This is a genomic window from Hyphococcus sp. (assembly GCF_965228385.1).
Lineage (GTDB): Bacteria > Pseudomonadota > Alphaproteobacteria > Caulobacterales > Parvularculaceae > Hyphococcus.
Map to the genome: position 1 here is coordinate 1,090,438 of NZ_OZ245810.1, position 20,897 is coordinate 1,111,334.

At 57.0% G+C, this 20,897-nt stretch carries 21 protein-coding genes; 14 read left to right on the forward strand and 7 right to left on the reverse strand.

Features of this window, described 5'->3' with window-relative positions; all coding sequences use genetic code 11:
- The first annotated feature begins 48 nt into the window (after positions 1-48).
- Positions 49-438 (forward strand): hypothetical protein, encoded by a 390-nt coding sequence (locus ACQK2Q_RS05075; protein ID WP_425408661.1) that lies wholly within the window; start codon positions 49-51, stop codon positions 436-438.
- Positions 435-1,214: an NUDIX hydrolase gene (locus tag ACQK2Q_RS05080; protein ID WP_425408662.1), complete on the forward strand. Its 780-nt coding sequence runs from the start codon at positions 435-437 to the stop codon at positions 1,212-1,214. Before ACQK2Q_RS05075 ends, ACQK2Q_RS05080 begins: the two co-directional genes overlap by 4 nt.
- Here ACQK2Q_RS05080 and ACQK2Q_RS05085 read toward each other — a convergent pair.
- Genes ACQK2Q_RS05085 through ACQK2Q_RS05095 form a run of 3 tightly spaced genes read right to left on the reverse strand, consistent with a single transcriptional unit; the run spans position 1,211 to position 4,915 of the window.
- The gene (locus tag ACQK2Q_RS05085; protein WP_425408663.1) at positions 1,211-2,791 is read right to left on the reverse strand and encodes a PQQ-dependent sugar dehydrogenase; all 1,581 of its coding nucleotides are present in this window, start codon (positions 2,789-2,791) and stop codon (positions 1,211-1,213) included. The genes ACQK2Q_RS05080 and ACQK2Q_RS05085 overlap by 4 nt on opposite strands.
- 45 nt (positions 2,792-2,836) lie before the next feature.
- Positions 2,837-3,445, reverse strand: a complete 609-nt coding sequence (locus tag ACQK2Q_RS05090; protein WP_425408664.1) for a CPBP family intramembrane glutamic endopeptidase — start codon at positions 3,443-3,445, stop codon at positions 2,837-2,839.
- A gap of 9 nt (positions 3,446-3,454) precedes the next feature.
- On the reverse strand, positions 3,455-4,915 hold the full coding sequence (locus ACQK2Q_RS05095) for a helicase HerA-like domain-containing protein (protein ID WP_425408665.1): 1,461 nt from the start codon (positions 4,913-4,915) through the stop codon (positions 3,455-3,457).
- 244 nt (positions 4,916-5,159) lie between these two features.
- Between ACQK2Q_RS05095 and ACQK2Q_RS05100 the strand changes: the two genes are divergently transcribed.
- Positions 5,160-5,639 (forward strand): hypothetical protein, encoded by a 480-nt coding sequence (locus ACQK2Q_RS05100; protein WP_425408666.1) that lies wholly within the window; start codon positions 5,160-5,162, stop codon positions 5,637-5,639.
- 169 nt (positions 5,640-5,808) lie between these two features.
- Positions 5,809-6,159, forward strand: coding sequence for an Hpt domain-containing protein (locus ACQK2Q_RS05105; protein WP_425408667.1), 351 nt, complete (start codon positions 5,809-5,811; stop codon positions 6,157-6,159).
- Positions 6,160-6,234: 75 nt separating this feature from the next.
- Here the strand turns inward: ACQK2Q_RS05105 and ACQK2Q_RS05110 are convergent, their stop codons facing one another.
- Entirely contained in the window at positions 6,235-7,410 is a 1,176-nt protein-coding gene (locus ACQK2Q_RS05110; RefSeq protein ID WP_425408668.1) for a vWA domain-containing protein, read from the reverse strand.
- A 446-nt stretch (positions 7,411-7,856) separates the two neighbouring features.
- On the opposite strand from ACQK2Q_RS05110, the gene gabT reads away from it, so the two are divergent.
- The 3 genes from gabT (at position 7,857) to ACQK2Q_RS05125 (ending at position 10,675) form a co-directional block, all read left to right on the forward strand.
- Entirely contained in the window at positions 7,857-9,167 is a 1,311-nt protein-coding gene (gene gabT, locus ACQK2Q_RS05115; protein ID WP_425408669.1) for a 4-aminobutyrate--2-oxoglutarate transaminase, read from the forward strand.
- A 145-nt stretch (positions 9,168-9,312) separates the two neighbouring features.
- On the forward strand, positions 9,313-10,344 hold the full coding sequence (locus tag ACQK2Q_RS05120) for a hypothetical protein (RefSeq protein WP_425408670.1): 1,032 nt from the start codon (positions 9,313-9,315) through the stop codon (positions 10,342-10,344).
- 4 nt (positions 10,345-10,348) lie between these two features.
- Positions 10,349-10,675 carry a hypothetical protein gene (locus ACQK2Q_RS05125; protein WP_425408671.1) on the forward strand — a complete coding sequence of 109 codons (327 nt, stop codon included), beginning with the start codon at positions 10,349-10,351 and terminating at the stop codon, positions 10,673-10,675.
- 58 nt (positions 10,676-10,733) lie between these two features.
- Here the strand turns inward: ACQK2Q_RS05125 and ACQK2Q_RS05130 are convergent, their stop codons facing one another.
- The 3 genes from ACQK2Q_RS05130 to ACQK2Q_RS05140 all read right to left on the reverse strand — a co-directional run bounded on the left by ACQK2Q_RS05130 (position 10,734) and on the right by ACQK2Q_RS05140 (position 14,573).
- Positions 10,734-11,492 (reverse strand): hypothetical protein, encoded by a 759-nt coding sequence (locus tag ACQK2Q_RS05130; RefSeq protein ID WP_425408672.1) that lies wholly within the window; start codon positions 11,490-11,492, stop codon positions 10,734-10,736.
- A gap of 14 nt (positions 11,493-11,506) precedes the next feature.
- Positions 11,507-12,508, reverse strand: coding sequence for a 2-oxoacid:ferredoxin oxidoreductase subunit beta (locus ACQK2Q_RS05135; RefSeq protein ID WP_425408673.1), 1,002 nt, complete (start codon positions 12,506-12,508; stop codon positions 11,507-11,509).
- Positions 12,509-12,656: 148 nt separating this feature from the next.
- Positions 12,657-14,573, reverse strand: coding sequence for a 2-oxoacid:acceptor oxidoreductase subunit alpha (locus ACQK2Q_RS05140; protein ID WP_425408674.1), 1,917 nt, complete (start codon positions 14,571-14,573; stop codon positions 12,657-12,659).
- Positions 14,574-14,966: 393 nt separating this feature from the next.
- On the opposite strand from ACQK2Q_RS05140, the gene fsa reads away from it, so the two are divergent.
- Genes fsa through ACQK2Q_RS05175 form a run of 7 tightly spaced genes read left to right on the forward strand, consistent with a single transcriptional unit; the run spans position 14,967 to position 20,887 of the window.
- Complete coding sequence (fsa, locus tag ACQK2Q_RS05145; RefSeq protein ID WP_425408675.1) at positions 14,967-15,620, forward strand: fructose-6-phosphate aldolase; 654 nt, start codon at positions 14,967-14,969, stop codon at positions 15,618-15,620.
- An 8-nt stretch (positions 15,621-15,628) separates the two neighbouring features.
- Positions 15,629-16,639, forward strand: coding sequence for a zinc transporter ZntB (locus ACQK2Q_RS05150; RefSeq protein WP_425408676.1), 1,011 nt, complete (start codon positions 15,629-15,631; stop codon positions 16,637-16,639).
- A complete protein-coding gene (locus tag ACQK2Q_RS05155; protein ID WP_425408677.1) occupies positions 16,630-19,041 on the forward strand; it encodes a mechanosensitive ion channel domain-containing protein in 2,412 nt (803 codons plus the stop codon). Before ACQK2Q_RS05150 ends, ACQK2Q_RS05155 begins: the two co-directional genes overlap by 10 nt.
- Positions 19,022-19,243 carry a DUF1272 domain-containing protein gene (locus ACQK2Q_RS05160; protein WP_425408678.1) on the forward strand — a complete coding sequence of 74 codons (222 nt, stop codon included), beginning with the start codon at positions 19,022-19,024 and terminating at the stop codon, positions 19,241-19,243. Before ACQK2Q_RS05155 ends, ACQK2Q_RS05160 begins: the two co-directional genes overlap by 20 nt.
- A gap of 34 nt (positions 19,244-19,277) precedes the next feature.
- Complete coding sequence (locus tag ACQK2Q_RS05165) at positions 19,278-19,706, forward strand: LIC_13387 family protein (RefSeq protein WP_425408679.1); 429 nt, start codon at positions 19,278-19,280, stop codon at positions 19,704-19,706.
- A gap of 12 nt (positions 19,707-19,718) precedes the next feature.
- Positions 19,719-20,402, forward strand: a complete 684-nt coding sequence (locus ACQK2Q_RS05170; protein WP_425408680.1) for a fumarylacetoacetate hydrolase family protein — start codon at positions 19,719-19,721, stop codon at positions 20,400-20,402.
- Between the two features lie 8 nt (positions 20,403-20,410).
- On the forward strand, positions 20,411-20,887 hold the full coding sequence (locus ACQK2Q_RS05175; protein ID WP_425408681.1) for a GAF domain-containing protein: 477 nt from the start codon (positions 20,411-20,413) through the stop codon (positions 20,885-20,887).
- Positions 20,888-20,897: the final 10 nt, after the last annotated feature.

Genomic DNA, 20,897 nt, shown 5'->3' on the forward strand with positions numbered 1-20,897 from the left:
GTTTTCCATTTCTGCAATAACCGCCATAAACTGTGTAGAGGGATTTGGATGTTGAGATCGTTTATTGCGGTGATCGTCGCGGTCGTTGCAGGGCTGACAACGGCGAAATTCGCCGAAGGCGCGGGCGCTGGATTATTGAATTCGGCTCCTCCATCGGGCGCATATCAAATCATTCTATTGATAAGCTGGTTTGCCGGCGCCTTTATCGCAGGGTGCGTGGCCCTGATCATCGCCCGGCGATGGGCGCCTGTGGGTATAATCGCGTCAGCATCCATTTTTATATCGGCGGTTGCAGCCATGCTTGCATCGCCAATGAACTGGTTAGTGTGGTGCGGCGCTGTTGCTGTGACGTTTGCGGGATCGTATATTTCAATATTAATTACGCACGCCAGATTTTCTTTTCCTGATAAGCCTGCGAAAACCGGATTGTTCGAATGAACAGGACATATATACCAGCGGCTACAATCATCTTTTTGCGGGACAAGCCGGAATTTGAAGTGCTGATGGTAGAGCGCCATGCAGAGATCGCATTCGCCGGCGGCGCGATGGTGTTTCCCGGTGGAAGGATTGAAGAGTCTGACAGCGCACAGGAATGGCGTGCGCTATGCAATGGCGCAGATGATTGCCCCGAAGAGCAGTTTGGACCGCGCATTGCGGCCATCCGTGAAGCATACGAAGAAACGGGTCTGTTACTTGCCACGCGAAATGGAGAGCCAATTGGCGCCGAGGCTGAACAATACAATGAGCAGCGCTTGACGATTGAAAATGATGATGCACAGTTTTTGAAATTGATCGGTGACAATAACCTGAAACTGGAACTTGACGGTCTGCATCTTTTTGCAAGGTGGCGCCCGCCGGTAGAAGCCAAGCATAAGCGTTTTGACACCTGGTTTTTTGTTGCAAAAGCCCCGGAGCGTCAACATGCGACGGCTGACGGCGGCGAGGCAGTGAAACTGATCTGGAGCCCGCCGGCTAAGCTGCTTGCAGACCGTGAAGCGGGGCGGCGGAAAATGATTTTTCCAACAGTCCGTAATGTAGAACTTCTGAATGTCAGCCATTCGGCGGAGGACGTACTCAGTTTCGCAAAAGAGCGCGATATCCGGCCGGTAACGCCTGCGCGCATGCGCAGGGACGGGATCGACTATTTAACGATTCCGGCTGATATGGGCTATCCGGTTACGGAAGAGCTGCTTGAAAAGGCGCTTCGCTTCTAGGGCGATGTAGGCTCAATGACAAAGATCGATCCTGTGATGGTCAAAATATAGAGATTTCCGGCAGTATCTTCTCCAAATCCGACGATATCGGACAATGAACCGGCGTCTGGCGCGAAAGCGCTATTTTGTATCAGAAATGACTCCGATGAGAGCGTTGCATCCTGCATCACCGCATCGAGAGGAAAAGACCAAATGTTGTCGGATATAAAGTCAGCGAAAATATAGTGGCCCTGCAATGCGGTAGCGGGCCCGCGATAGACAAACCCACCCGTTATGGAACCGCCCTCCCGCTCGCCTGAACCATGGCTGTACTCCGCTATCGGGGGCGTAAATGCCGGATCATCGGGTCCGGTGTAATTTTGCGTGCCTTCTCTTACAGGCCAGCCGAAATTAAGCCCGCCATCGCCCGCCTCAATCCGGTCTATTTCTTCACGCGCGTTCTGACCGACATCGCCGATATAGAGATCGCCGGTATCGCGATCAAAACTGGCGCGAAAGGGATTTCGCAATCCATACGCCCATATTTCCGGCGCGCCGCCCCCGCCGGCGAAAGGGTTGTCCGCCGGGATTGAATAGTCGCGTTCGGCATCGCCGGGAAAATCATCTGACGCAGGATCAATCCGTAAAATTGTCCCGAGCAACGTGTTTTGATCTTGTCCGTTGCCGAACGGGTCGCCAGCGCCGCCGCCGTCGCCCAGTGAAATGTACAATAAACCGTCCTGGCCAAAATCAATCCAGCCGCCATTATGATTTGTGTCTGGTTGCGCGACGGTGAGGATCACATCCCCGCTCGCGGCGTCAGCCCTGTCGGGATCGCCCGCCGAACGGGTATACCGGCGGATTTCCGTATCGCCGACAGCGTTGGTGAAATGCACATAAAAAATACCGCTAGCGTCATAATCAGGCGCGAGCGCAAGGCCTAACAATCCGCCTTCGCCCGCGGCGCCGACGCTGGCTGAAATATCGAGAAACGCTGTTGTATTGAACACGCCGGTTGCAGGATCAAGGATGCGAATGACGCCATTGCGTTCGCCGACAAGCACGTCGCCGCCAGTCCGGCCGACAAGAGAAAGCGGCGCGGAGGCGGCGGCGGTGACCCGGCGTACCGCGAAGTTTTCTGCAACATCAGTAACAGTCACATTGAGGCCGAGATCCGCCGCTGCGGATCCATCGCTGACCTCAATGGAAATTTCATAAACGTTATCTGTGTTTGCGTCTGCCGGTATCTCAAAATCCGCAGGGGATATGAACGACAAATCGCCGGTTGACGAAAGTGAAAACAGAGCGGCGTCTGCGCCGCCGCCGATTGAATAAGTCAACGTATCGCCGTCCGCATCACTTGCGGTTGCGGTGTAGAAAACGCCAATCGTATTTTCCTGAACATTCGCCGATGCGGGGGACGTAAAACTTGGCGCCGCGTTCGCTGTTCCGCCGCCGCCCCCGCCGGGCATGGGCGGCGGCGTATTATTGTCGCCATCGCCGCCGCAGGCGAGCGTTAAGAGCGAAACCGTAATTGCAGACAATTTTAATGAGTTGCGCACAGCCGCCTCCAGACATTCATTTCGGCGAAATTCCATGATCATTCTCGCCGCGGTAAATTAACACGAAATGGGCGGATTGGTTCAGATGCGATGCGTTCTCCAGCTTTGCACGGCCCGGCGCGTGTATTCCAGCGCCACGGCGTCGTATAAGGCGTGCGTTACCATGGGTGTTATTAAATTCTCGGTGAGTGTGAATATGACGCCAAGATAGACGCCCACCAGGCCGGCGATGAATGCGTAAAGAACTGTCCGCATGTGTAGAACGCCGAATAGTAAATTCGACGCAATAATCGCGACGGCCACAGGGAAAAATCCTGCGAGCCAGGTTTGCAAAACGCCGCGAAACAAAAGTTCTTCAGCGACGCCTGCGGCAATTGCCATCAAGGCAATTCGCATAGGCGTAATAGTAAATCCGATTTCAGCGAAAAACTTTATCTGCGAATTTCGAAAGGCCGCAAGATTTTTCAGCGTCGTATTTGAAAACCACCAGAGAAAAACGGCCAGCGGTAATGTTGCGATCACGCCGATAAAAAAGTCATTGAAGGACAATGCGAATTGCGCGTGCAACGGCGTTTTTAAGATAAAGCTCAACGCGACAGCGATGACGGCCAGCAGCATCGTGCCCGCCAGTACGGCGATGAAGGTGCGCGATTCCGAAGGCGATTGATCGGGCTGGGGGGCGTCCGCCATAGGTTTTGTTTACCGTCTTTTCAGGCTGCCGAGCAAACCGCGCACAAGTTCGCGGGCCAGCGTTCGCGCCGCCGTCTTGAATGCGGCCTCGCTCACGGTTTGACGACTTGACCGGCGTGACTTCGCGGGCTTTTTCGATCGTCGGGATTTTGTTTCTTTCGCGCGGGCCTTTTCTTCCGCTTCAGCTCTTTTCGCCGCGCGTTCTTGCAGTTCCTCGTATGCGGACTCACGATCTACGGCGTCATCGTATTTATCCGTCATATCGGAATATCGCAGAATATCGTTTCGCTCCCGTTTGGTGATTGGGCCCATGCGCGAGGAGGGCGGCCGGATCAGCGTGCGTTCAACCACGCCGGGCGCGCCTTTGCTCTGCAACGTGGAAACCAGCGCTTCTCCAATTCCAAGCTCGGTGATGACGTCGAGCGTTTTAAAGGCGGGGTTTGGTCGAAAGGTTTCCGCCGCAGCCTTGACGACGCGTTGCTCGCGCGGCGTGAATGCGCGAAGCGCATGTTGCACGCGATTTCCAAGCTGACTTGAAACGGAGTCAGGAACATCAAGCGGATTTTGCGTGACAAAAAATACGCCAACCCCTTTTGAACGAATCAATCGAACAACTTGCTCGATTTTCTGAATGAGCGCCTTGGGTGCATCGTCAAAAAGCAAATGCGCTTCATCAAAGAAAAAAACCAGTTCCGGCTTTTCCGGATCGCCGATTTCCGGCATTTCCTCGAAAAGCTCCGACAACAGCCACAGCAGAAATGTCGCATACAGCTTTGGCGTTTGCATTAACCTGTCTGCAGCAAGAATATTGACGACGCCGGCGCCGTCTTCCGTGGTGCGCAGAAAGTCTTTCAGGTCGAGAGCGGGTTCGCCGAAAAACAGCTCGGCGCCCTGTTCTTCAAGCGCAAGCAGCCGGCGCTGGATTGCGCCAACGGATGCGCGAGACACATGGCCGTATTCAGCCGATAATTCCTTCGCGCGTTCAGCGACTTCCACGAGCAAAGCGCGAAGATCTTTCAGATCGAGTAGCAACAGACCTTCATCGTCGGCAAGGCGGAAAGCCAATGTGAGAACGCCTTCCTGGGTGTCGTTCAGGTCAAGCAGCCGCGATAGCAAAAGCGGGCCCATTTCAGAGACGGTCGCCCTGATCGGGTGTCCCTGTTCACCGTAAAGATCCCAGAAGCACACCGGAAAGGATTGCGGCGTATAGTGATCAAGGCCGATTTTGTCCGCCCGTTCCTGTAAAAAATCTTTCATCTCCACAGGCTGCGAAAGGCCTGCAAGATCGCCCTTCACATCCGCCACGAATACGGGAACGCCGGCCTGCGAGAGACCCTCGGTAATGATCTGCAATGTGACGGTTTTACCGGTGCCGGTTGCGCCGGAAATCAATCCGTGCCGGTTGGCGTATTTCAGTTTCAGCGCCTGGGGCGCGCCGCTTTTTCCCAGAAAAACGGATGGGTCAGACATGTTCGCCCCGCATTATCGGTGATCGTGGAAAGGCTGGACTTCGCGGTTTAGAAGGCGTCAGGCGGCTTCGCAACCGCCAAAAGCCGCTATCTGTCCGGTAAATGAAGGTATTATTTACCCCGCTGGAAAATGGGGATAAAATACAAGCAGTTGCACAGAAGGTCGTTGCGCCGGACTACACGGTGAAACGGGGGTGTGTGACGGCGACGACATTGGGCGGAAAGCAACACAGGAAGGGGTTGTTATGTTAAGAATACTTCTCGTCATCGCGGTAGCGCTGGCGGTTATTATCGGGCTGATGAAGCTCACCGACAATGAAGCGACATTGGACGAAGCGGTTGATGCGGTTGAAGAGGCCGCGGACGACGCCGGCGATGCGATCGAGGAAGCGGCGGACGATGTTGGCGACGCCATGTCTTCCGACGATGACCTAGACGGCGACAACGCCATGGAAGAGTCGATGGAAGATGCTGGCGAAGCCATGGATGACGCCATGCAGTCCATGGATGAAGCGGCTGAAAACGCCATGGAAGAAGCCCGGGAAATGGCTGACGACGCCGGCGACGCCATGGAAGAGGCTGCGCAAGACGCCGGCGATGCTGCTGACGAAATGATGGACGACGCAGAAGACGCCGCAGAGGAAGCTGGCGATGAGATGGAAGAGGCTGGCGACGAGATGGAAGAAGCCGCCGATGAGGCGACGGAAGACGATCCCAATAACTGATCTGTTCCATTTTGAACGATAACGATCAACGCCGCATTGTCTTGACCGGGAATGCGGCGTTTATATTTTAACTTTGCGTTAACCAGAGCGAATAAAATTTTAACGAGTTTGAAGCGGCCTTCACCTAGAGTTCTGTCAGACGGAAGAACAAAACAGGGATGGGTGCGCCATGTCAGTATCCAGTGCAATCGATTTCAAACACCTGGACAAATATGTCATGGGCGATGATGATCTGCGCGACGAGGTGCTGGAGATTTTCATCGACCAGTTACATCTTCAATTACGCAACCTCGATCCGTCCAAAGACGATATATCCTGGAAACATACGGCGCATACGCTGAAGGGCGCGGCGCGGGGCGTTGGCGCCTGGGATGTGGGCGATCTTTGTCAGGAAGCGGAATTGCTTGTGGGCGATATCAACAACAAGCAAAAAGCCCGCGAGGCCCTTCTGGCGGCGCTAAGAGATAAAGCGGAAAGCGCTGAGCATGCGGCGCGGAATATCACCGGCGTATCGGCTTAAATATTGAAATAGCGCCGTTGCGCCGCGCTGACATCGCCCGGTGAAAACACAGCCGCCCATGCGAACATTTCCCGATTATCGCTTCAGCTCCCGCATAGCGTACTCAATGCCGCTGAGAGTCAGCGGATACATTCTGTCTCCAATCAGTTCACGGATGAGTTGCGTAGACGGGACATAGTCCCAGCTATTGTCTTTCACCGGGTTCAGCCAGACCACGCGTTCATAAATATCCGTGAGGCGCCTCATCCAGATCGCGCCCGCTTCTTCGTTGAAATATTCCACCGATCCGCCGGGCACGGTGATTTCATAAGGCGACATGGAGGCGTCTCCGACAAAGATCACTTTGTAGTCATGCGGGTATTTGTGAAGCACGTCCCATGTCGGGGTTTTCTCCGACCAGCGGCGCCGGTTGTCTTTCCACACAAAGTCGTACAGAAAATTGTGGAAGTAGAAATACTCCATATGTTTGAATTCCGCCCGCGCGGCGGAGAATAATTCCTCGGTAATTTTGACATACGGATCCATCGATCCGCCGACGTCGAAAAAGATCAGCACCTTGATGGTGTTCCGGCGCTCTGGCCGCATTTTAATGTCGAGATAGCCGGCGCGCGCCGTCGCCTCGATTGTATTGTCCAGATCGAATTCGTCCGGCGCGCCTTCGCGTGCGAACCGGCGTAATTTGCGCAAGGCCATCTTGATATTGCGCGTGCCCAGCTCGACGCTGTCATCAAGGTTTTTATAGTCGCGCTTTTCCCAGACCTTGACGGCGCGGCCCTGCCGCTTGCCTTCATTGCCGATGCGCACGCCTTCCGGGTTATAGCCGCCGGAACCGAAGGGCGATGTCCCGCCCGTGCCGATCCACTTATTGCCGCCCTGATGGCGTTTCTTTTGTTCTTCCAGCCGCTGTTTCAAGGTTTCCATCAGCTTGTCCCAGCCTCCGAGCGCCTCAATTTCCTTCATCTCTTCTTCACTGAAATAACGCTCGGTCATGAGGCGCAGCCAGTCTTCGGGAATTTCGGCGCTCACGCCTTCCGCCACAGATTCAAGGCCCTTGAAGACATGGGCGAAGACCCGGTCGAACTTGTCCAGATTGCGCTCGTCCTTCACCAGCGCAGAACGCGAGAGGTAATAAAAATCCTCCACCTTGCGCCCGGCCAGATCGGCGTCCATCGCCTCAATCAGAGTCAGATATTCGCGCAGGGAAACCGGCAGTCCGGCGGATTTCAGCTCATGGAAAAATTTTGTAAACATGGGGCCATCCTAACAAGGCGCGCGCTTGAGGAAAGGGGCGGGCGCAGCGCCGCGAAACGCATCCGTCGCCGTCGCCGAAAATGTTGTGCAACCCTGAACGTCCCGGCGCGTCTTGTTGGCTTCATTGCTGGCTTTGCGCCGGATGTTGCACAACTTCGCCAAAATATTTGTACAACTTTTTCATTTCGACATGCTTTCCTGTTTTTCCCGGCGCGACGCATGACGCTATCGGGCGATCTTCAACCTGAGGCGCATGATACGGCGCCCGGCCAGGGGGGTGGATATCTATCCACCAACACTGGGAAATATTGAAGACTTTACGGTCTGGGTTGTGCGGCTGCCGTCGGACGCAACTGGCCAACACCTCTCATTCGGGGCCCCCTTCACTTTATTTTTTAACGTGCTAGAGCGGCTTAAAACCCAACGCATATGCGGGAGCCGCCCTTATGGATCACGGAAAGAACGAATTCGCCAGTAATGAGAGCCTGAAAGCGCGCCGCGACGAGGCGTGTCCTGTAGGGTTGCCGTCAAAATCGGGAATATACGCAGCGCGCGCCAAGGGCGCCGAGCTGTGGGACGTCGAGGGCAAGCGCTATATCGATTTCATCGGCGGCATCGGCGTTTTGAATGTGGGGCACGCGCACCCGAAAGTCGTCGAAGCGATTAAAAAGCAGACCGAAAACTTCATCCATACGGCGTTCGGCATCGCGCAATATGAAAGCTACATTGAAGTTGCGGAAAAACTGAACCGCTTGACGCCCGGCGATACGCCGAAAAAGACCGCGCTGTTCAATTCCGGCGCCGAGGCGGTGGAGAACTCCATCAAATTCGCCCGGCAGATCACAGGCCGGCCCGGCGTCATCGCCTTTTCCGGCGCGTTTCACGGACGGACATTGCTGGCGACGACGCTTACCGGCAAATCCAAACCCTACAAGGTCGGTTTCGGCCCTTATGTGCCGGCCGTCTTTCATGCTGAGTACCCTGACGAGTATCACGGCGTTTCGGTTGCCGATGCGATCGCCAGCATCGATCATATCTTCAAGTCCGCGATCAACGCGAATGAAGTTGCAGCCATGATCGTTGAACCGGTGCAGGGCGAGGGCGGCTTCAACCCGGCGCCGAAGGAATTCCTCGAAGCCTTGCGCAAGAAATGCGACGAGCACGGTATTATGCTGGTGGCGGATGAAATCCAGTCGGGCATGGGCCGGACAGGCCATTATTTCGCGTTTGAGCGGTCCGGCGTAGAGCCGGATTTTGTCTGCGTCGCCAAATCCATCGCCGCAGGGCTTCCGCTCTCGGCTCTCACCGGCAAGGCGGAATTGATGGACAAGGTGGTCGCCGGCTCCATGGGTTCGACTTATGGCGGCAACCCCGTCGCCTGCGCCGCGGCGCTGGCCGTATTCCAGATCATCGAGGAAGAGGGGTTGCTGGCGCGCGCAGAAGAGATTGGCGCGCAGACGGAAAAACGCTGGAAGGAACTGCAGTCCGGCGTTGGCAAGGGCGTTATTGGCGACGTGCGCCGCGTCGGCGGCATGATGGCGCTGGAATTTGTAAAAGACGGCGACCCGGCGCAGCCGAACGGCGATGCGGCGGCGGCGATCATGCTCGAAGCGCGCAAGCGCGGCCTTATCATGACGACCGCCGGCGCCTACGCCCAGTGTCTGCGCTCGCTCGCGCCGCTGGTGATTTCCGATGAATTGCTGAACGAAGGGCTCGACATTTTCGCCGATGCGACGGAGGCTGCGCTGAAAGGCTGACAAGTCAAGCACAGAGGAATTTAATCCTTCATCCTGAGGGCAAAATTTCTTTGCCCTTCGAGACGGTCTTTCGGCCTCCTCAGGATGAAGAAATTTTGCGTCTCGAAGGATCGAAGGATTTAAGACTGCCGGGGGAGAGAGCTTCATGCGTTTTATTAAATTATTGTCGGCCGGCATTGCAGCGCTTTGTGCGCCGCTGGCGCCGGCGTTCGCGCAAAAATGCGAACCGGCGGAAGGCCGCAGCGCCTATTTTGTCGAGCGCGAAGTCGCCGGGAACCGCGATTTCAACGAATATCTCGAAGGGCCCGGCTGGACGTTTCAGCTAAAGCGCGCCCCCCATGGCTGGGACATTCGCCTCAACGATGAAAACGGTCTCGACCTGACGCAGATGACGCCGCCATTGCGCGGCGCGCCGAACCCGCGCGAGATTTATGGCTGGCATTTCAGGAACGCCGGCAATACCGGGCCGAACACGGGCGACGTCAACGCGCCGCAACATCTGCGCCTCTTCGGGTTCGATCCGGCGCTTTCCGGCACGGGCGGGTACCGCCCCAATGCGGCGGGCGGGGTCGCGCCTGAGAACCAGCCCGGGCGCGGCGCGCTGACCATCAAGGATATGGGGCTCGCCGACCTCGACGAGGGTGAAAAAGCCCGGCTCAACTATCTGAAATTCAACGTCTGTATGACATGGCCCAAGACGCAACGTGAACATCAGATGGAAGCGGCGGATGCCGCCGAGATGACCGAGCTGCGAAAGGTGACGCCGGAACTGATCGAGATGATGGACTCCTGCGGGCTCGATTATGAAATGTATCAGATCACGCCTTACCTCACGCCGGTGGAGCTGGGCGGCGATTTCGACGCCGACGACGCCCACGATCAGGTTGTGCCCATCATCCGCAAGGCCGACGGCAAGCGCGGTTTGTTTTTCTGCCGGGCGCTGACATACGGCGATGTGGTCGGCATGACGGGACGCATGGGCGCGCATTTGACGCCCGCCTATTTCGACTCGATTGACTGGTGGGCCTTACATACCGGCCCGGCGCGTCAGGGCGCGGGCGGGACGCCGCCGCCGGCGCTGAAGGGCGACGCCGTCACCATCGGCAAGGAAGGCGCGTCATCGGTCCTGATCTATTGGACGGGTTCGGAATATTCGTCTTACTGGCAGGGGGACTAGGCCCATGCGCATGGTCGCCGGTGTGCTGGTCTGGGCGTTGTTCATCGCGTGGGCGGCGTGCGTCGCGCTCGGCTTTAACGCCTATATGACGCTGGAAGCGGACGGGAGCGGCTTTACCCGCGGCTGGAACCGCGTTTCGGCGTTCCTGCAATGGCAGGGCTACGCGCTGATCGCGGCGATCGCCGGCTCCATCGCAGGCCGCGTCGCCAGCGCCACGGGCGTCATGCGCTTCGCCTCGCGCATACCGCTGTGGCTCTCCGGCGGGTTCTTCATTGTACTGACGGTGCTGTTTGTCGGCGCGATTGTTTATACGCGGGTGGTGGGGCAGTAATGCATCCGCTCATCCCGGCGAAAGCCGGGATCCAGCCTTTCTAGAAACTACTTTGCGTTTAAATATTCTTTTCAATATCGGCGTCTTCTGGAAAATCGCTAGGACAAACCATCCGCAGCCCCCACCAACAAGCCAACGGAGCTTTATATCGCGGTTCGATTTTCGAGCTAGCAATCCTTGTCAAATTCTTATCATAAAACACTAACTCTCCATTCTCGGCGCGTAAATATCCGTTTTCTAGGATTAGGACTAGCGCGCCCGTTGCTGAAGGAGCGTTTCCATATTTTTCCCTTATGGAGTTGCTCGAGATTATGCCATGAATTGTCGCAATGCTTACCAAAAACCACACTGTAAGGCATGATTGCAAAAATTTGCGCGAGTTTTCGGTTTCCGGCAGCAAACTATTGCAGGATTGAATTATGCAACCAGCAAAGAATAAGAACGCAAAGCCTGCAAAAAGGATGGGCTGACCGTAATCGATGAAAAATATCAGCAGGAGAACAATTGCTGAAAAAAACAAACTTACTTTTACTTCTGCGGAGATTTTAGTCGGGCCACTTTTTTCCGATTTAGTCTTTATTGAATCGTGATTGCGAAAAGTTGATGTATAACATGCTGTGGCCAATATTATCCAAATCGCCAGGGTGAGTATAACGGCTGCGAAAAGCGAAACAGACTTGTCGAAGTAATCCGAAATTGTGAGAAGCGATGGGTTTAGGCCATCAAACTTTAGAAAAAAAGACGTGTAAAAGACTGAAGAATATATAAGCGCTATTCCAGGAATTAGTATTAAAGCATCTCTTATAATTTTAGTCATGAGACTTGCTTCGCCTAACCCTTCTTCCAGACGCTCCCCTTGCGCAGCGCATCTGCGACTTTGCCCGTGCGTTTGCGCTGGGTTGGGTGGTGATGGGTGAAGGCGTCGTCGAAGCTGGTTGCGGGCGCGCGATAGATAACGCCGAGCGGCATCGGGAACGATCCCATGGGCAGGGTCAAGAGCATCTGCGCCATGACGCGGTTGGTTTCGTCATGCACGAGGACGTCTTCAACCGGCGCGGCGTTCTCGCCCACATCGATGATTTCCAGCGTCAGCGTGGACGTATTGAGCTTCAGGCCCTTTTCGCCCTTCGCGAAGAGGAGCGGCTTGCCATGCTCGCAATGGATCTGCGTTTCCGGAGCGGTTTTCTTGGCGACAAAACCGTCGAACACATCCTTGTTGTAGACGATGCAGTTCTGGAAGATCTCCACAAACGCCGCGCCCTTGAACTCGCGTGCGGCCTTGAGGACCGGCGACAGGTTCTTCGCATCCGTGTCGATGCCGCGGGCGATGAAGCGCGCATTGGCGCCGAGCGCGAACGCGCCGGGCGACACCGGCGCATCGATGGAGCCCGACGGCGTTGAGGGCGAGCGCGTGCCGACGCGGGATGTGGGCGAATACTGGCCTTTCGTCAGCCCGTAAATCTCGTTGTTGAACAGCAAAACAGCCATATCGACATTGCGCCTGAGGACATGCAGCAGATTATTGCCGCCGATGGAAAGCCCGTCGCCGTCGCCGGTGACGAGCCACACGTCAAGTTCAGGGTTCGCGAGTTTGAGGCCGGTCGCAAAGGCCGGCGCGCGCCCGTGGATCGTGTGAAAGCCATAGGCGTTCATGTAATAGGGAAAGCGCGACGAACAGCCGATGCCGGAAACGAAGACGGTCTTGTCCGGGTCGGCTTCGACATCGGCGAGCGTCTTCTGCACGCATTTCAGGATCGCATAGTCGCCGCAGCCGGGGCACCAGCGCACTTCCTGATCGGTGGCGAAATCTTTGGCGGTGAGGGGTTTGTTCATGACGTTATGCCTTGTACGGAATTCTCACCCCCTCCGTCCGCTTCGCGGACACCTCCCCCGTAAACGGGGGAGGAAGGGTGCTCTTTTCTTCCCCCGCTTGCGGGGGAAGTGGCCCGAAGGGCCGATGGGGGTGTAAAACGAAAATGCATCACTCCGCCGCCTGTTTTGCGCCGGGATAGTTCTCGCGGATCGCGCTTAAGATCTCCGCAATCTTGAAAGGCTGGCCGGACGTCTTGTTGAGCTGCACGACTTCCAGGCCCAGCTTGTCGCGTAAGAGCGTCGCACACTGGCCCATATTCATTTCCGGCAGCAATACGCGGTCATAATCGGCGAGGAGCCGGCCGAGGTTCTTTGGTAAGGGCGACAGCCAGCGCAGATGGATTTGCGCCACATCCAGACCCTGCTCGCGCGCTTCATGGACTGCGCGCCAGATGGCGCCATGGGTCGAGCCCCAGCCGACAACCGCGAGCGGACCTTTGGTATTGCCTTGCTCGACGATCTGATCGGGGATGAATTCAGCGACAGCGGCGACTTTTTTGGCGCGCAGGTCCGACATCGCCTGATGGTTCGCGGCGTCATAGGAGATGTCGCCGGTCTCGATGTCTTTTTCCAGCCCGCCGATGCGATGGGCGTATCCCCGCGTACCCGGTTTGATCCACGGTCGCCCGAATGTGGTTTCGTCGCGCCGCCAGATGGCTTTTTTGAGCGCTGACGGATCATCGCCGCCCGCCGCGTCGCCGCCCGCCGCGTCGCCGCCCGCATCGCCGTTTACGGCGTTCGACAGGATCGGTTCATAATCGTCCATGTTCGGCAATTCCCACGGGCCCGCCGCATTGGCGATATAACCGTCGGTCAGGAGAAACACCGGCGTCATGTGGCGGATGGCGGCGCGCGTCGCCTCGATCGCCGCATCGAAACAGTCGCCGGGGCCGGCGGCTGCGATGACGGGCAGGGGCGCATCGGCGTTTCGTCCGTAGACGGCCTGATAAAGGTCCGACTGTTCGGTCTTGGTGGGCAGGCCGGTGGAGGGGCCGCCGCGCTGCGAGTTGACGATGATCAGCGGCAGTTCCACCGCCATGCCGAGGCCGATGGCCTCGCCCTTCAGCGCGATGCCGGGACCGGAGGAGGAGGTGACGCCGATAGCGCCGCCGAAAGACGCGCCGATAGCGGCGCAGCAGGCGGCGATTTCGTCTTCCGCCTGAAACGTCGAAACGCCGAGCTCGCCCATTTTCGACAGATGGTGAAGGATCGACGAAGCCGGCGTGATGGGATAGCCGCAGAACATGATCTCGCGGCCGGCCAGTTCGCCTGCGGCGGCGAGGCCCAGCGCGATCGCTTCCGCGCCGGTGATGGAGCGGTATTCGCCCGCTTCCATGGGCGCTTCGCCGATGACGAATTGCGGGATCTCGGCGGAAAGTTCCGCCGTTTCGGCGAAGGCGTGGCCGGCGTCGAGGGCTGCGAGGTTGCCGGCGAGAATTTCCGGCGCCTTTTTCGCAAACTTCTTGTTCGCCCATTCGACAATCGGTTTCCGGTCGCGACCGAACATCCATAAAACGGCGCCCAGCGCCCAGAAGTTCTTGCACTGTTCAGCGTCGGATTTGGAAAGGCCGAGGGGCTTTACCGCCTCGAGCGTCTGCGTCGAAATCCCGATTTCGATCACCTGAAAATCGTCCAGCTCGCCGGTCTGGCGCGGGTCGGCGGCGATATTGGCTTTCGAAAAGTTCCGGTCGTTAAAAGCGTCCGTATTCAGAACAATCAGCGCGCCTTTCTGCAAAAGCGGCAGGTTCACTTTCAGCGCCGCCGGATTAAGCGCGACGAGAACATCCGGCTGGTCGCCGGCGGTGGAGATGCGCCGCGCGCCGAGATTGATCTGGAACGCGGAAACGCCAAAGGTTGTACCCACCGGCGCGCGGATTTCCGCAGGGAAGTCCGGAAATGTCGAAAAGTCAGAGCCGGCGAGCGCCGTCGATTCCGCGAACTGCGAGCCCAGAAGCTGAACGCCGTCGCCGCTGTCGCCCGCAAAACGTACAACGACCGATTGATTTTCGGGGGTTATTTTACCCATTGATTTGGCCCACCCGTATGCTGGCCGGTTAGCATGTCAAAACCGTCAATAAAAACAAGCGCGTTTCCGGGCTGCGGCGCCGGGTCCCGCGCATTCTCGATTGTCGCATATCTCAAGCCTCATACAAGAAAACAAGACTTTTCCGGTGCGGCCTCTCAGCCTGTTGAACGGCGGCTGCGCCCCCGCAAGAAAAGCTAAAGTTTACAATAGGAAACATTACAAATCGGGATATACCGGCGGTAAGCCGCCATAAGGCGCAAACAGGGACGGCGCGTCAGCATGAACCGGGCCGGACATCGCCGCCGTCAGCCTGTCAGAAAGACCGGCGTTGCTGCTGACAAGGAAATCGCACTCTAGTAGACCTCGTCGGCGAATCTGAAGGAACGTCCTGTTATGAAATTCTTTGTCGACACCGCCGAAATTAGTGAAATCAAGGCGCTCTTGCCAACAGGCCTCGTGGACGGGGTGACGACCAATCCCAGTCTCGTCATGAAATCCGGCCGGGATTTCCGGGAGGTGGTTGCCGAGATCTGCGATCTCGTGGACGGGCCGGTGAGCGCCGAGGTGACCGCGACACAAGCTGACGCCATGATCGCCGAGGGCGAATCGCTCGCGAAGATTGCGAACAATGTCACCGTCAAGCTGCCATTGACGCTTGATGGTTTAATCGCCTGCAAGACGCTGACGGGAAAGGGGATCGACACCAATGTGACGCTGTGCTTTTCCGCCAATCAGGCGTTGCTGGCGGCGAAGGCGGGCGCAACGTTTATCTCGCCATTTATCGGCAGGCTCGATGACGTCAATATCGATGGTATGGAGCTTATTCGCGATATTCGCCTGATTTACGACAATTACGATTTCGAGACGGAAATTCTGGCGGCGTCAATTCGTAGCGCCAATCATGTTAAGGACGCGGCGCTGTTCGGCGCTGATGTTGCAACCGTACCGCCCGGCGTCATCAAGTCGCTGGTAAAACATCCGCTTACGGATAAAGGGCTTGAAGCCTTTCTGAGCGACTGGGCGAAGACAGGCCAGAAAATAATCTAGGAGCGGCGATGCAGGACGCAAGCGCAGCCGGGCCGGCGGGCGATTTCGACACCGGCCCTCCATTCGTTTTCGGATTTGGATTTAACAACGGCGCCGCTGAAGAAATGCGCTGGGAAGACGCCGCCGCGGCGAAATCTTCCTATGACTGGATCTGGCTGCACCTGAACATGAATAATGACGAGGCGCGTTCATGGATTCACGCACAGGAAGATATTCCATACGCTGCGCGCAGCGCGCTTCTGGCGGGTGAAACGCGGCCCAGAGTCAGCAGTTTTGAAAACGGACTGGTCGTCAATTTGCGGGGCGTCAACCTGAATGAAGGCGCTGAGCCGGAAGATATGGTGTCGATCCGCATCTGGTTCAGCAAAAACCAGGTAATCACTACCCGCCGCAGGCGCCTGAAAGCGGCGCAGGACATCCGCAGTGAAATCATAGAAAACGGTCTGCAGCTTTCAGCGCCGGGCGTGCTGGTGGCGCGCATCGCATCGCGCCTGACTGAGCGCATGACGCCGTTTGTTGAACAGATCGAGGATCGCGTCGATGAAATCGAGGATGAGGTTTTGTCCGCCTCAGGCGACGGCGTCAGGCCGCGCCTTGCAGAAGCGCGCCATGATGCGGTGATGGTCCGCCGGTTTATTGCGCCTCAACGCGACGCCCTGACGCGGCTCGCGCAGGATGAATCAACGCTCTTCGATGCGACGACGCGCATCGATTTGCGAGAGACGGCCGATCAGGTGACCCGCCTGACGGAGGAAATCGATGCGGCGCGCGAGCGGGCCATGGTCCTTCAGGATCAATTGACGGATCAGCGTGCGGAGGAAATGAATCGCAACATGATGGTGTTGTCCATTGTTGCGGCGATTTTTCTGCCCTTGGGCTTTTTGACCGGCTTGTTCGGCATCAATGTCGGCGGTATGCCCGGCGTTGAAGACCCGGCGGCGTTCTGGCTGGTTGTGTTCGCCTGCGGCGTTATCGGGGCCCTGCTTCTCGTGATTTTCAGGATGATGAAATGGCTTTGAAGCGAACGCTTCTCTGGCTTCTTTTTTCGCTGACGGTTTTTGCGGCGTTAATCGCGGGCGCGCATGCGCAGTCAGGCCGCTCTGCGGCGATCGAAACGGCGAGCCGTGAAATTGCGGATGTGCGGCGCGCGGTGGATGATGATTCCATCGAAGAACCCGAGGCGCTGGAAAACCGATTGCGGGAAATTCGCGACGGCAGCCGCCAGCGGCTTGGCGCGATTGAGCGCGAACTTGAAGCCAACCGGGCGCAGATCGAATTGCTGGGCCCGGCGCCCGGCGAAAATGATCCGCCTGAAAGCGATTTTCTCGCGGAAGAACGCGCTGCGCTGAACGAGACCCGCGCGCGCCTGTCAGGCCAGCGCACGCGCGTTTTGGCGAACATCTATGAAACCGGCGATTTACTGGCGCGTTTATCCAGCGCCCAGCTCGGAGCGCTTTACCGGTCTCTGACGGAACGCGGCGTTTCGCCATTGTCGCCTGAAATCTGGAGCGGTGCGGCGCAATCGGCGCTGGACGTCGGCGACAGGTTCAGCCGTTATTTTTCAGGCTGGTCGGACCGGAAAAAAGAAAATGGCGTACTCACGCCCACCTTGTTCGCGGTGTTCGCCGCAATCATCATTTCATTGATGTTGTTCGGGCCGGTGCGCGGCTGGGTGATTTCCACATTCACGCATCAGGTGCAGCGTCGCACGCCGACCGCTTCGCGCAGGATTTTTGTCGCCGCCATGACAATGATCGCGCGAACCGCGCCCGGCGTGATCGGCGGTCTTGTCATCATAGAAACATTGCGCGCTACAGGCGTTTTAACCGATGAAGGCGAAAACGCCGCCAGAGCATTCTGGATCGGCGTGCTCGCCGTGCTCACGGTTTCGGGGTTTACTTCCGGGTACTTTTCGCCGCGGGCGCCGTCGTGGCGCATCGCGAAAGTGGACGTGGCGCGCGGAAAGATCATCAGCCGTCTGGCGATGGTCATCGTCGTTGTATTCTCGGTCAAGATACTTTTCACGGCCATCGCCGTCGCCGCCCGCGCCGATGAATCGCTCATTTTGCTGATTAAAGCCGTCTCAAGCATCACCGTGGGCGCATTCTTGTTTTTGATATGCCGAACGCGTTTGTGGCGTGCGGAAGCGCCGGCGAATGAGGACGAACCGCTCGCGGCGGCGGACAATGGGGGCGCCTGGCGCCTGATCCGCCGTCTTGGCCGCGTGCTGGCCGGGGCGATCATTATTGCGACGCTGGCGGGATATATCGTTCTGGCGGACTTCGTCGTGACCAGACTTTGCCTTCTGGCGCTGATCGTCGGCGTTGCATGGTTGTTGCGGGCCATGCTGGCGGAGCTTGCATTGCGCATGCGCGCGCAACTCGCCGTCGCGCCGGAAGAAGCGGCGGCCGCCGAAGAAACCTCTGCGAATTTCCGCTTCTGGTCGCGGCTCATCATCAATATCGTTCTGTTCGCCGCGCTGGCGCCGGTGATACTGGTGCTTTTCGGCGTGCCGGCGGAATCGGTGCGCGATCTTGGCGGTCAGGCGCTGTTCGGTTTCAATATTGGCGGCTTTCACGTTCCGTCCATCGCCAAGCTGTTCTACGCAATTCTTGTTTTCATCATTCTGATGGCGGTGACGCGGCTTGTGCAAAGCGGACTGAAGCGCGGGCCGCTGGCGCATTCACGAGCCGATATCGGCGTGCAGAATTCGCTGACGACGCTGGTGGGTTACGCCGGTCTGGTCATCGCCATGTTTTTCGGCATTTCCGCGCTTGGGTTCGATCTGTCGAACCTGGCTTTGATTGCGGGGGCGCTTTCGGTCGGGATTGGCTTCGGTCTGCAATCCATCGTCAACAATTTCGTTTCCGGCCTGATCCTGCTGTTTGAACGGCCTATAAAAGTCGGGGACTGGATCATCACCAATTCCGGTGAAGGGACAGTCAAAAAAATCAGCGTCCGCTCCACAGAGATTGAAACGTTTGACCGCTCCTCGATTATTATCCCGAATTCCGAATTGATCTCTTCCGCCGTTACCAACTGGACTCACAAGAACAAGCTCGGGCGCATTACGGTGCCGGTTGGGGTTTCCTACAACGCCGATCCTGAACTTGTGCGCGATATTCTGATGAAATGCGCAAAGGAAGAGGAATTGATCGTCTCCTATCCGGAGCCGTTCGTCACCTGGATGGATTTCGGGGCGTCGTCGCTTGATTTTGAACTGCGCGCCTATCTTCGCGATATCTCCGAAGGGTTGCGCGTGCGTACTGCGCTCCGGTTCGCTATTTTCAAGGCGTTGGCCGAAGCCGGCGTTGAAATTCCGTTCCCGCAGCGCGATGTACATATTAAATCGTTACCGGAAGACTATGAGATCGCGCATCGCGATAAAATGAGTGGCGGCCATGCTGAAGCTGAAGGCTGAGTGCGAAAAATGCGGCGCGCCGCTGCCGCCAGACGCCGACGCGCGCATTTGCACTTTCGAGTGCACATTTTGTCCGGATTGCGCGGAAAGAAAACTTGAAGGCGAATGCCCGAATTGCGGCGGGAATTTTGAAAAGCGGCCCATACGGCCGGCGAATTTGTTGCAGAAATATCCCCCGGCGCCAGCCATAACTGAAAATTGAGCCTGTAGCGGCGGAAAGAAGCAGGTTTTTGAATATGGTGTTCGCCAAATGGATTATCGCCGTTGGCGGTCTTGTTTTCCTGCTGCTCGGCGCGATGCATTTTCGCATGACAGTGGCGGATATGAAAAATCCGCGAAAATTCGCGCCGGCAAAGGATGGACTGCTGGAAGAGCTGCAATCGACGCGCATGCGTTTTCGCAAAGATCTTAAAAGTTTTTGGGATTCGTATATCGGCTTTCACTTCAGCCACAGCATCGGGGTCATATTTTACGCGTGTATTGTGTTGTACTTTGCGCTGATACGGCCAGATATTTTGTCCGATTACATTATCAGGGTCGGTATAGTTGTTTTCGGCGCGGCCTATGTGCTGCTGGCGAGATGGTTCTGGTTTATTATCCCTTTTCTTGGCGCGCTCATCGGCGTGTCGGTGATCGCCATTGGTATGGCGATGCTCTATCCTTGAGGGTCCGAGTTTATGAGTTTTGTTTTTGAGCCGCCATCCCGCCCGGGCGTCGCCGTTGACGGCGGCGGTGTATTTCCGGTCCGGCGCGTATTCTGTATTGGCCGCAATTATGCGGACCATGTTCGTGAAATGGGCGGGGATCCGAAATCGTCCGCGCCCGTATTTTTTACAAAACCTGCGGACGCCGTCGTTGGGGAAGGTGAAACTATCCCCTACGCGCAGGCGACGACGAACCTGCATTTCGAGGGCGAACTGGTTGTCGCGCTTGGCGGCGGCGGCAAGGATTTAGCAAGCGAAGACGCCGCCGCCGCGCTGATTTACGGCTACGCCGCAGGATGCGACCTCACAAGACGAGACCATCAGGCGCGCGCGAAAGAGGCCGGCGGCCCCTGGGATACGGCAAAAGCCTTCGATCATTCCGCGCCTATCGGCGCTATCGTCAAAGCGGACGAAATTGATCTTTCATCGGCCCGGTTGAAATCCAGCGTCAATGATGAAACGCGCCAGGATGTGATGCTCGATCAGATGATCTGGCCGGTTCCGGAAATCATTATCGCGCTTTCCGAACAGTTCGAATTAAAACCGGGCGATCTTGTTTTCACCGGCACGCCGGAGGGCGTAGGGCCGCTGGCGCCGGGCGACCGGATTGAAATTGCAATCGGCGACCGGCTTGGTTTGAACTTCAAGATTGGTTAGGAGCCGCGATGACGCCGTCCGAAAAAGCCGCACGATACGAAGACGTCGCCAAGGAAATTGCCGCCGTCATTGACGGCGAACGAAATCTTGTGGCGCGCATGGCGAGCGTCTCCAATATTCTGCATCACGCCTTCGACCACTATTTCTGGACCGGGTTTTATGTGGTCGATCCTGAAAAGCCAGACGAACTTGTGATCGGCCCGTATCAGGGCTCCCTTGGATGTTTGCGCATTCCGTTCGGCAAGGGCGTTTGCGGCGCGGCGGCGAAGACCCGCCAGACGCAACTCGTCGCCGATGTTCACGCGTTTCCGGGTCACATCGCCTGTGACGCACGATCGAAATCTGAAATTGTCGTACCCGTTCTGGATTCAGGCGGACAGCTTATCGCTGTGTTCGATGTCGACAGTGATAAAATGGATATGTTTAGCGACGTTGACCGCACCGGACTGGAATCTATTCTGAAAGCGTCTTTCAGTTCGGAGTAGGGCGGGTTTT

Bases quoted from the DNA above. Each gene is read 5' to 3' on its own strand.
- ACQK2Q_RS05075 (WP_425408661.1), top strand. From the start codon at position 49: ATGTTGAGATCGTTTATTGCGGTGATCGTCGCGGTCGTTGCAGGGCTG.
- ACQK2Q_RS05080 (WP_425408662.1), top strand. From the start codon at position 435: ATGAACAGGACATATATACCAGCGGCTACAATCATCTTTTTGCGGGAC.
- ACQK2Q_RS05085 (WP_425408663.1), bottom strand. From the start codon at position 2,791: ATGGAATTTCGCCGAAATGAATGTCTGGAGGCGGCTGTGCGCAACTCA.
- ACQK2Q_RS05090 (WP_425408664.1), bottom strand. From the start codon at position 3,445: ATGGCGGACGCCCCCCAGCCCGATCAATCGCCTTCGGAATCGCGCACC.
- ACQK2Q_RS05095 (WP_425408665.1), bottom strand. From the start codon at position 4,915: ATGTCTGACCCATCCGTTTTTCTGGGAAAAAGCGGCGCGCCCCAGGCG.
- ACQK2Q_RS05100 (WP_425408666.1), top strand. From the start codon at position 5,160: ATGTTAAGAATACTTCTCGTCATCGCGGTAGCGCTGGCGGTTATTATC.
- ACQK2Q_RS05105 (WP_425408667.1), top strand. From the start codon at position 5,809: ATGTCAGTATCCAGTGCAATCGATTTCAAACACCTGGACAAATATGTC.
- ACQK2Q_RS05110 (WP_425408668.1), bottom strand. From the start codon at position 7,410: ATGTTTACAAAATTTTTCCATGAGCTGAAATCCGCCGGACTGCCGGTT.
- gabT (WP_425408669.1), top strand. From the start codon at position 7,857: ATGGATCACGGAAAGAACGAATTCGCCAGTAATGAGAGCCTGAAAGCG.
- ACQK2Q_RS05120 (WP_425408670.1), top strand. From the start codon at position 9,313: ATGCGTTTTATTAAATTATTGTCGGCCGGCATTGCAGCGCTTTGTGCG.
- ACQK2Q_RS05125 (WP_425408671.1), top strand. From the start codon at position 10,349: ATGCGCATGGTCGCCGGTGTGCTGGTCTGGGCGTTGTTCATCGCGTGG.
- ACQK2Q_RS05130 (WP_425408672.1), bottom strand. From the start codon at position 11,492: ATGACTAAAATTATAAGAGATGCTTTAATACTAATTCCTGGAATAGCG.
- ACQK2Q_RS05135 (WP_425408673.1), bottom strand. From the start codon at position 12,508: ATGAACAAACCCCTCACCGCCAAAGATTTCGCCACCGATCAGGAAGTG.
- ACQK2Q_RS05140 (WP_425408674.1), bottom strand. From the start codon at position 14,573: ATGGGTAAAATAACCCCCGAAAATCAATCGGTCGTTGTACGTTTTGCG.
- fsa (WP_425408675.1), top strand. From the start codon at position 14,967: ATGAAATTCTTTGTCGACACCGCCGAAATTAGTGAAATCAAGGCGCTC.
- ACQK2Q_RS05150 (WP_425408676.1), top strand. From the start codon at position 15,629: ATGCAGGACGCAAGCGCAGCCGGGCCGGCGGGCGATTTCGACACCGGC.
- ACQK2Q_RS05155 (WP_425408677.1), top strand. From the start codon at position 16,630: ATGGCTTTGAAGCGAACGCTTCTCTGGCTTCTTTTTTCGCTGACGGTT.
- ACQK2Q_RS05160 (WP_425408678.1), top strand. From the start codon at position 19,022: ATGCTGAAGCTGAAGGCTGAGTGCGAAAAATGCGGCGCGCCGCTGCCG.
- ACQK2Q_RS05165 (WP_425408679.1), top strand. From the start codon at position 19,278: ATGGTGTTCGCCAAATGGATTATCGCCGTTGGCGGTCTTGTTTTCCTG.
- ACQK2Q_RS05170 (WP_425408680.1), top strand. From the start codon at position 19,719: ATGAGTTTTGTTTTTGAGCCGCCATCCCGCCCGGGCGTCGCCGTTGAC.
- ACQK2Q_RS05175 (WP_425408681.1), top strand. From the start codon at position 20,411: ATGACGCCGTCCGAAAAAGCCGCACGATACGAAGACGTCGCCAAGGAA.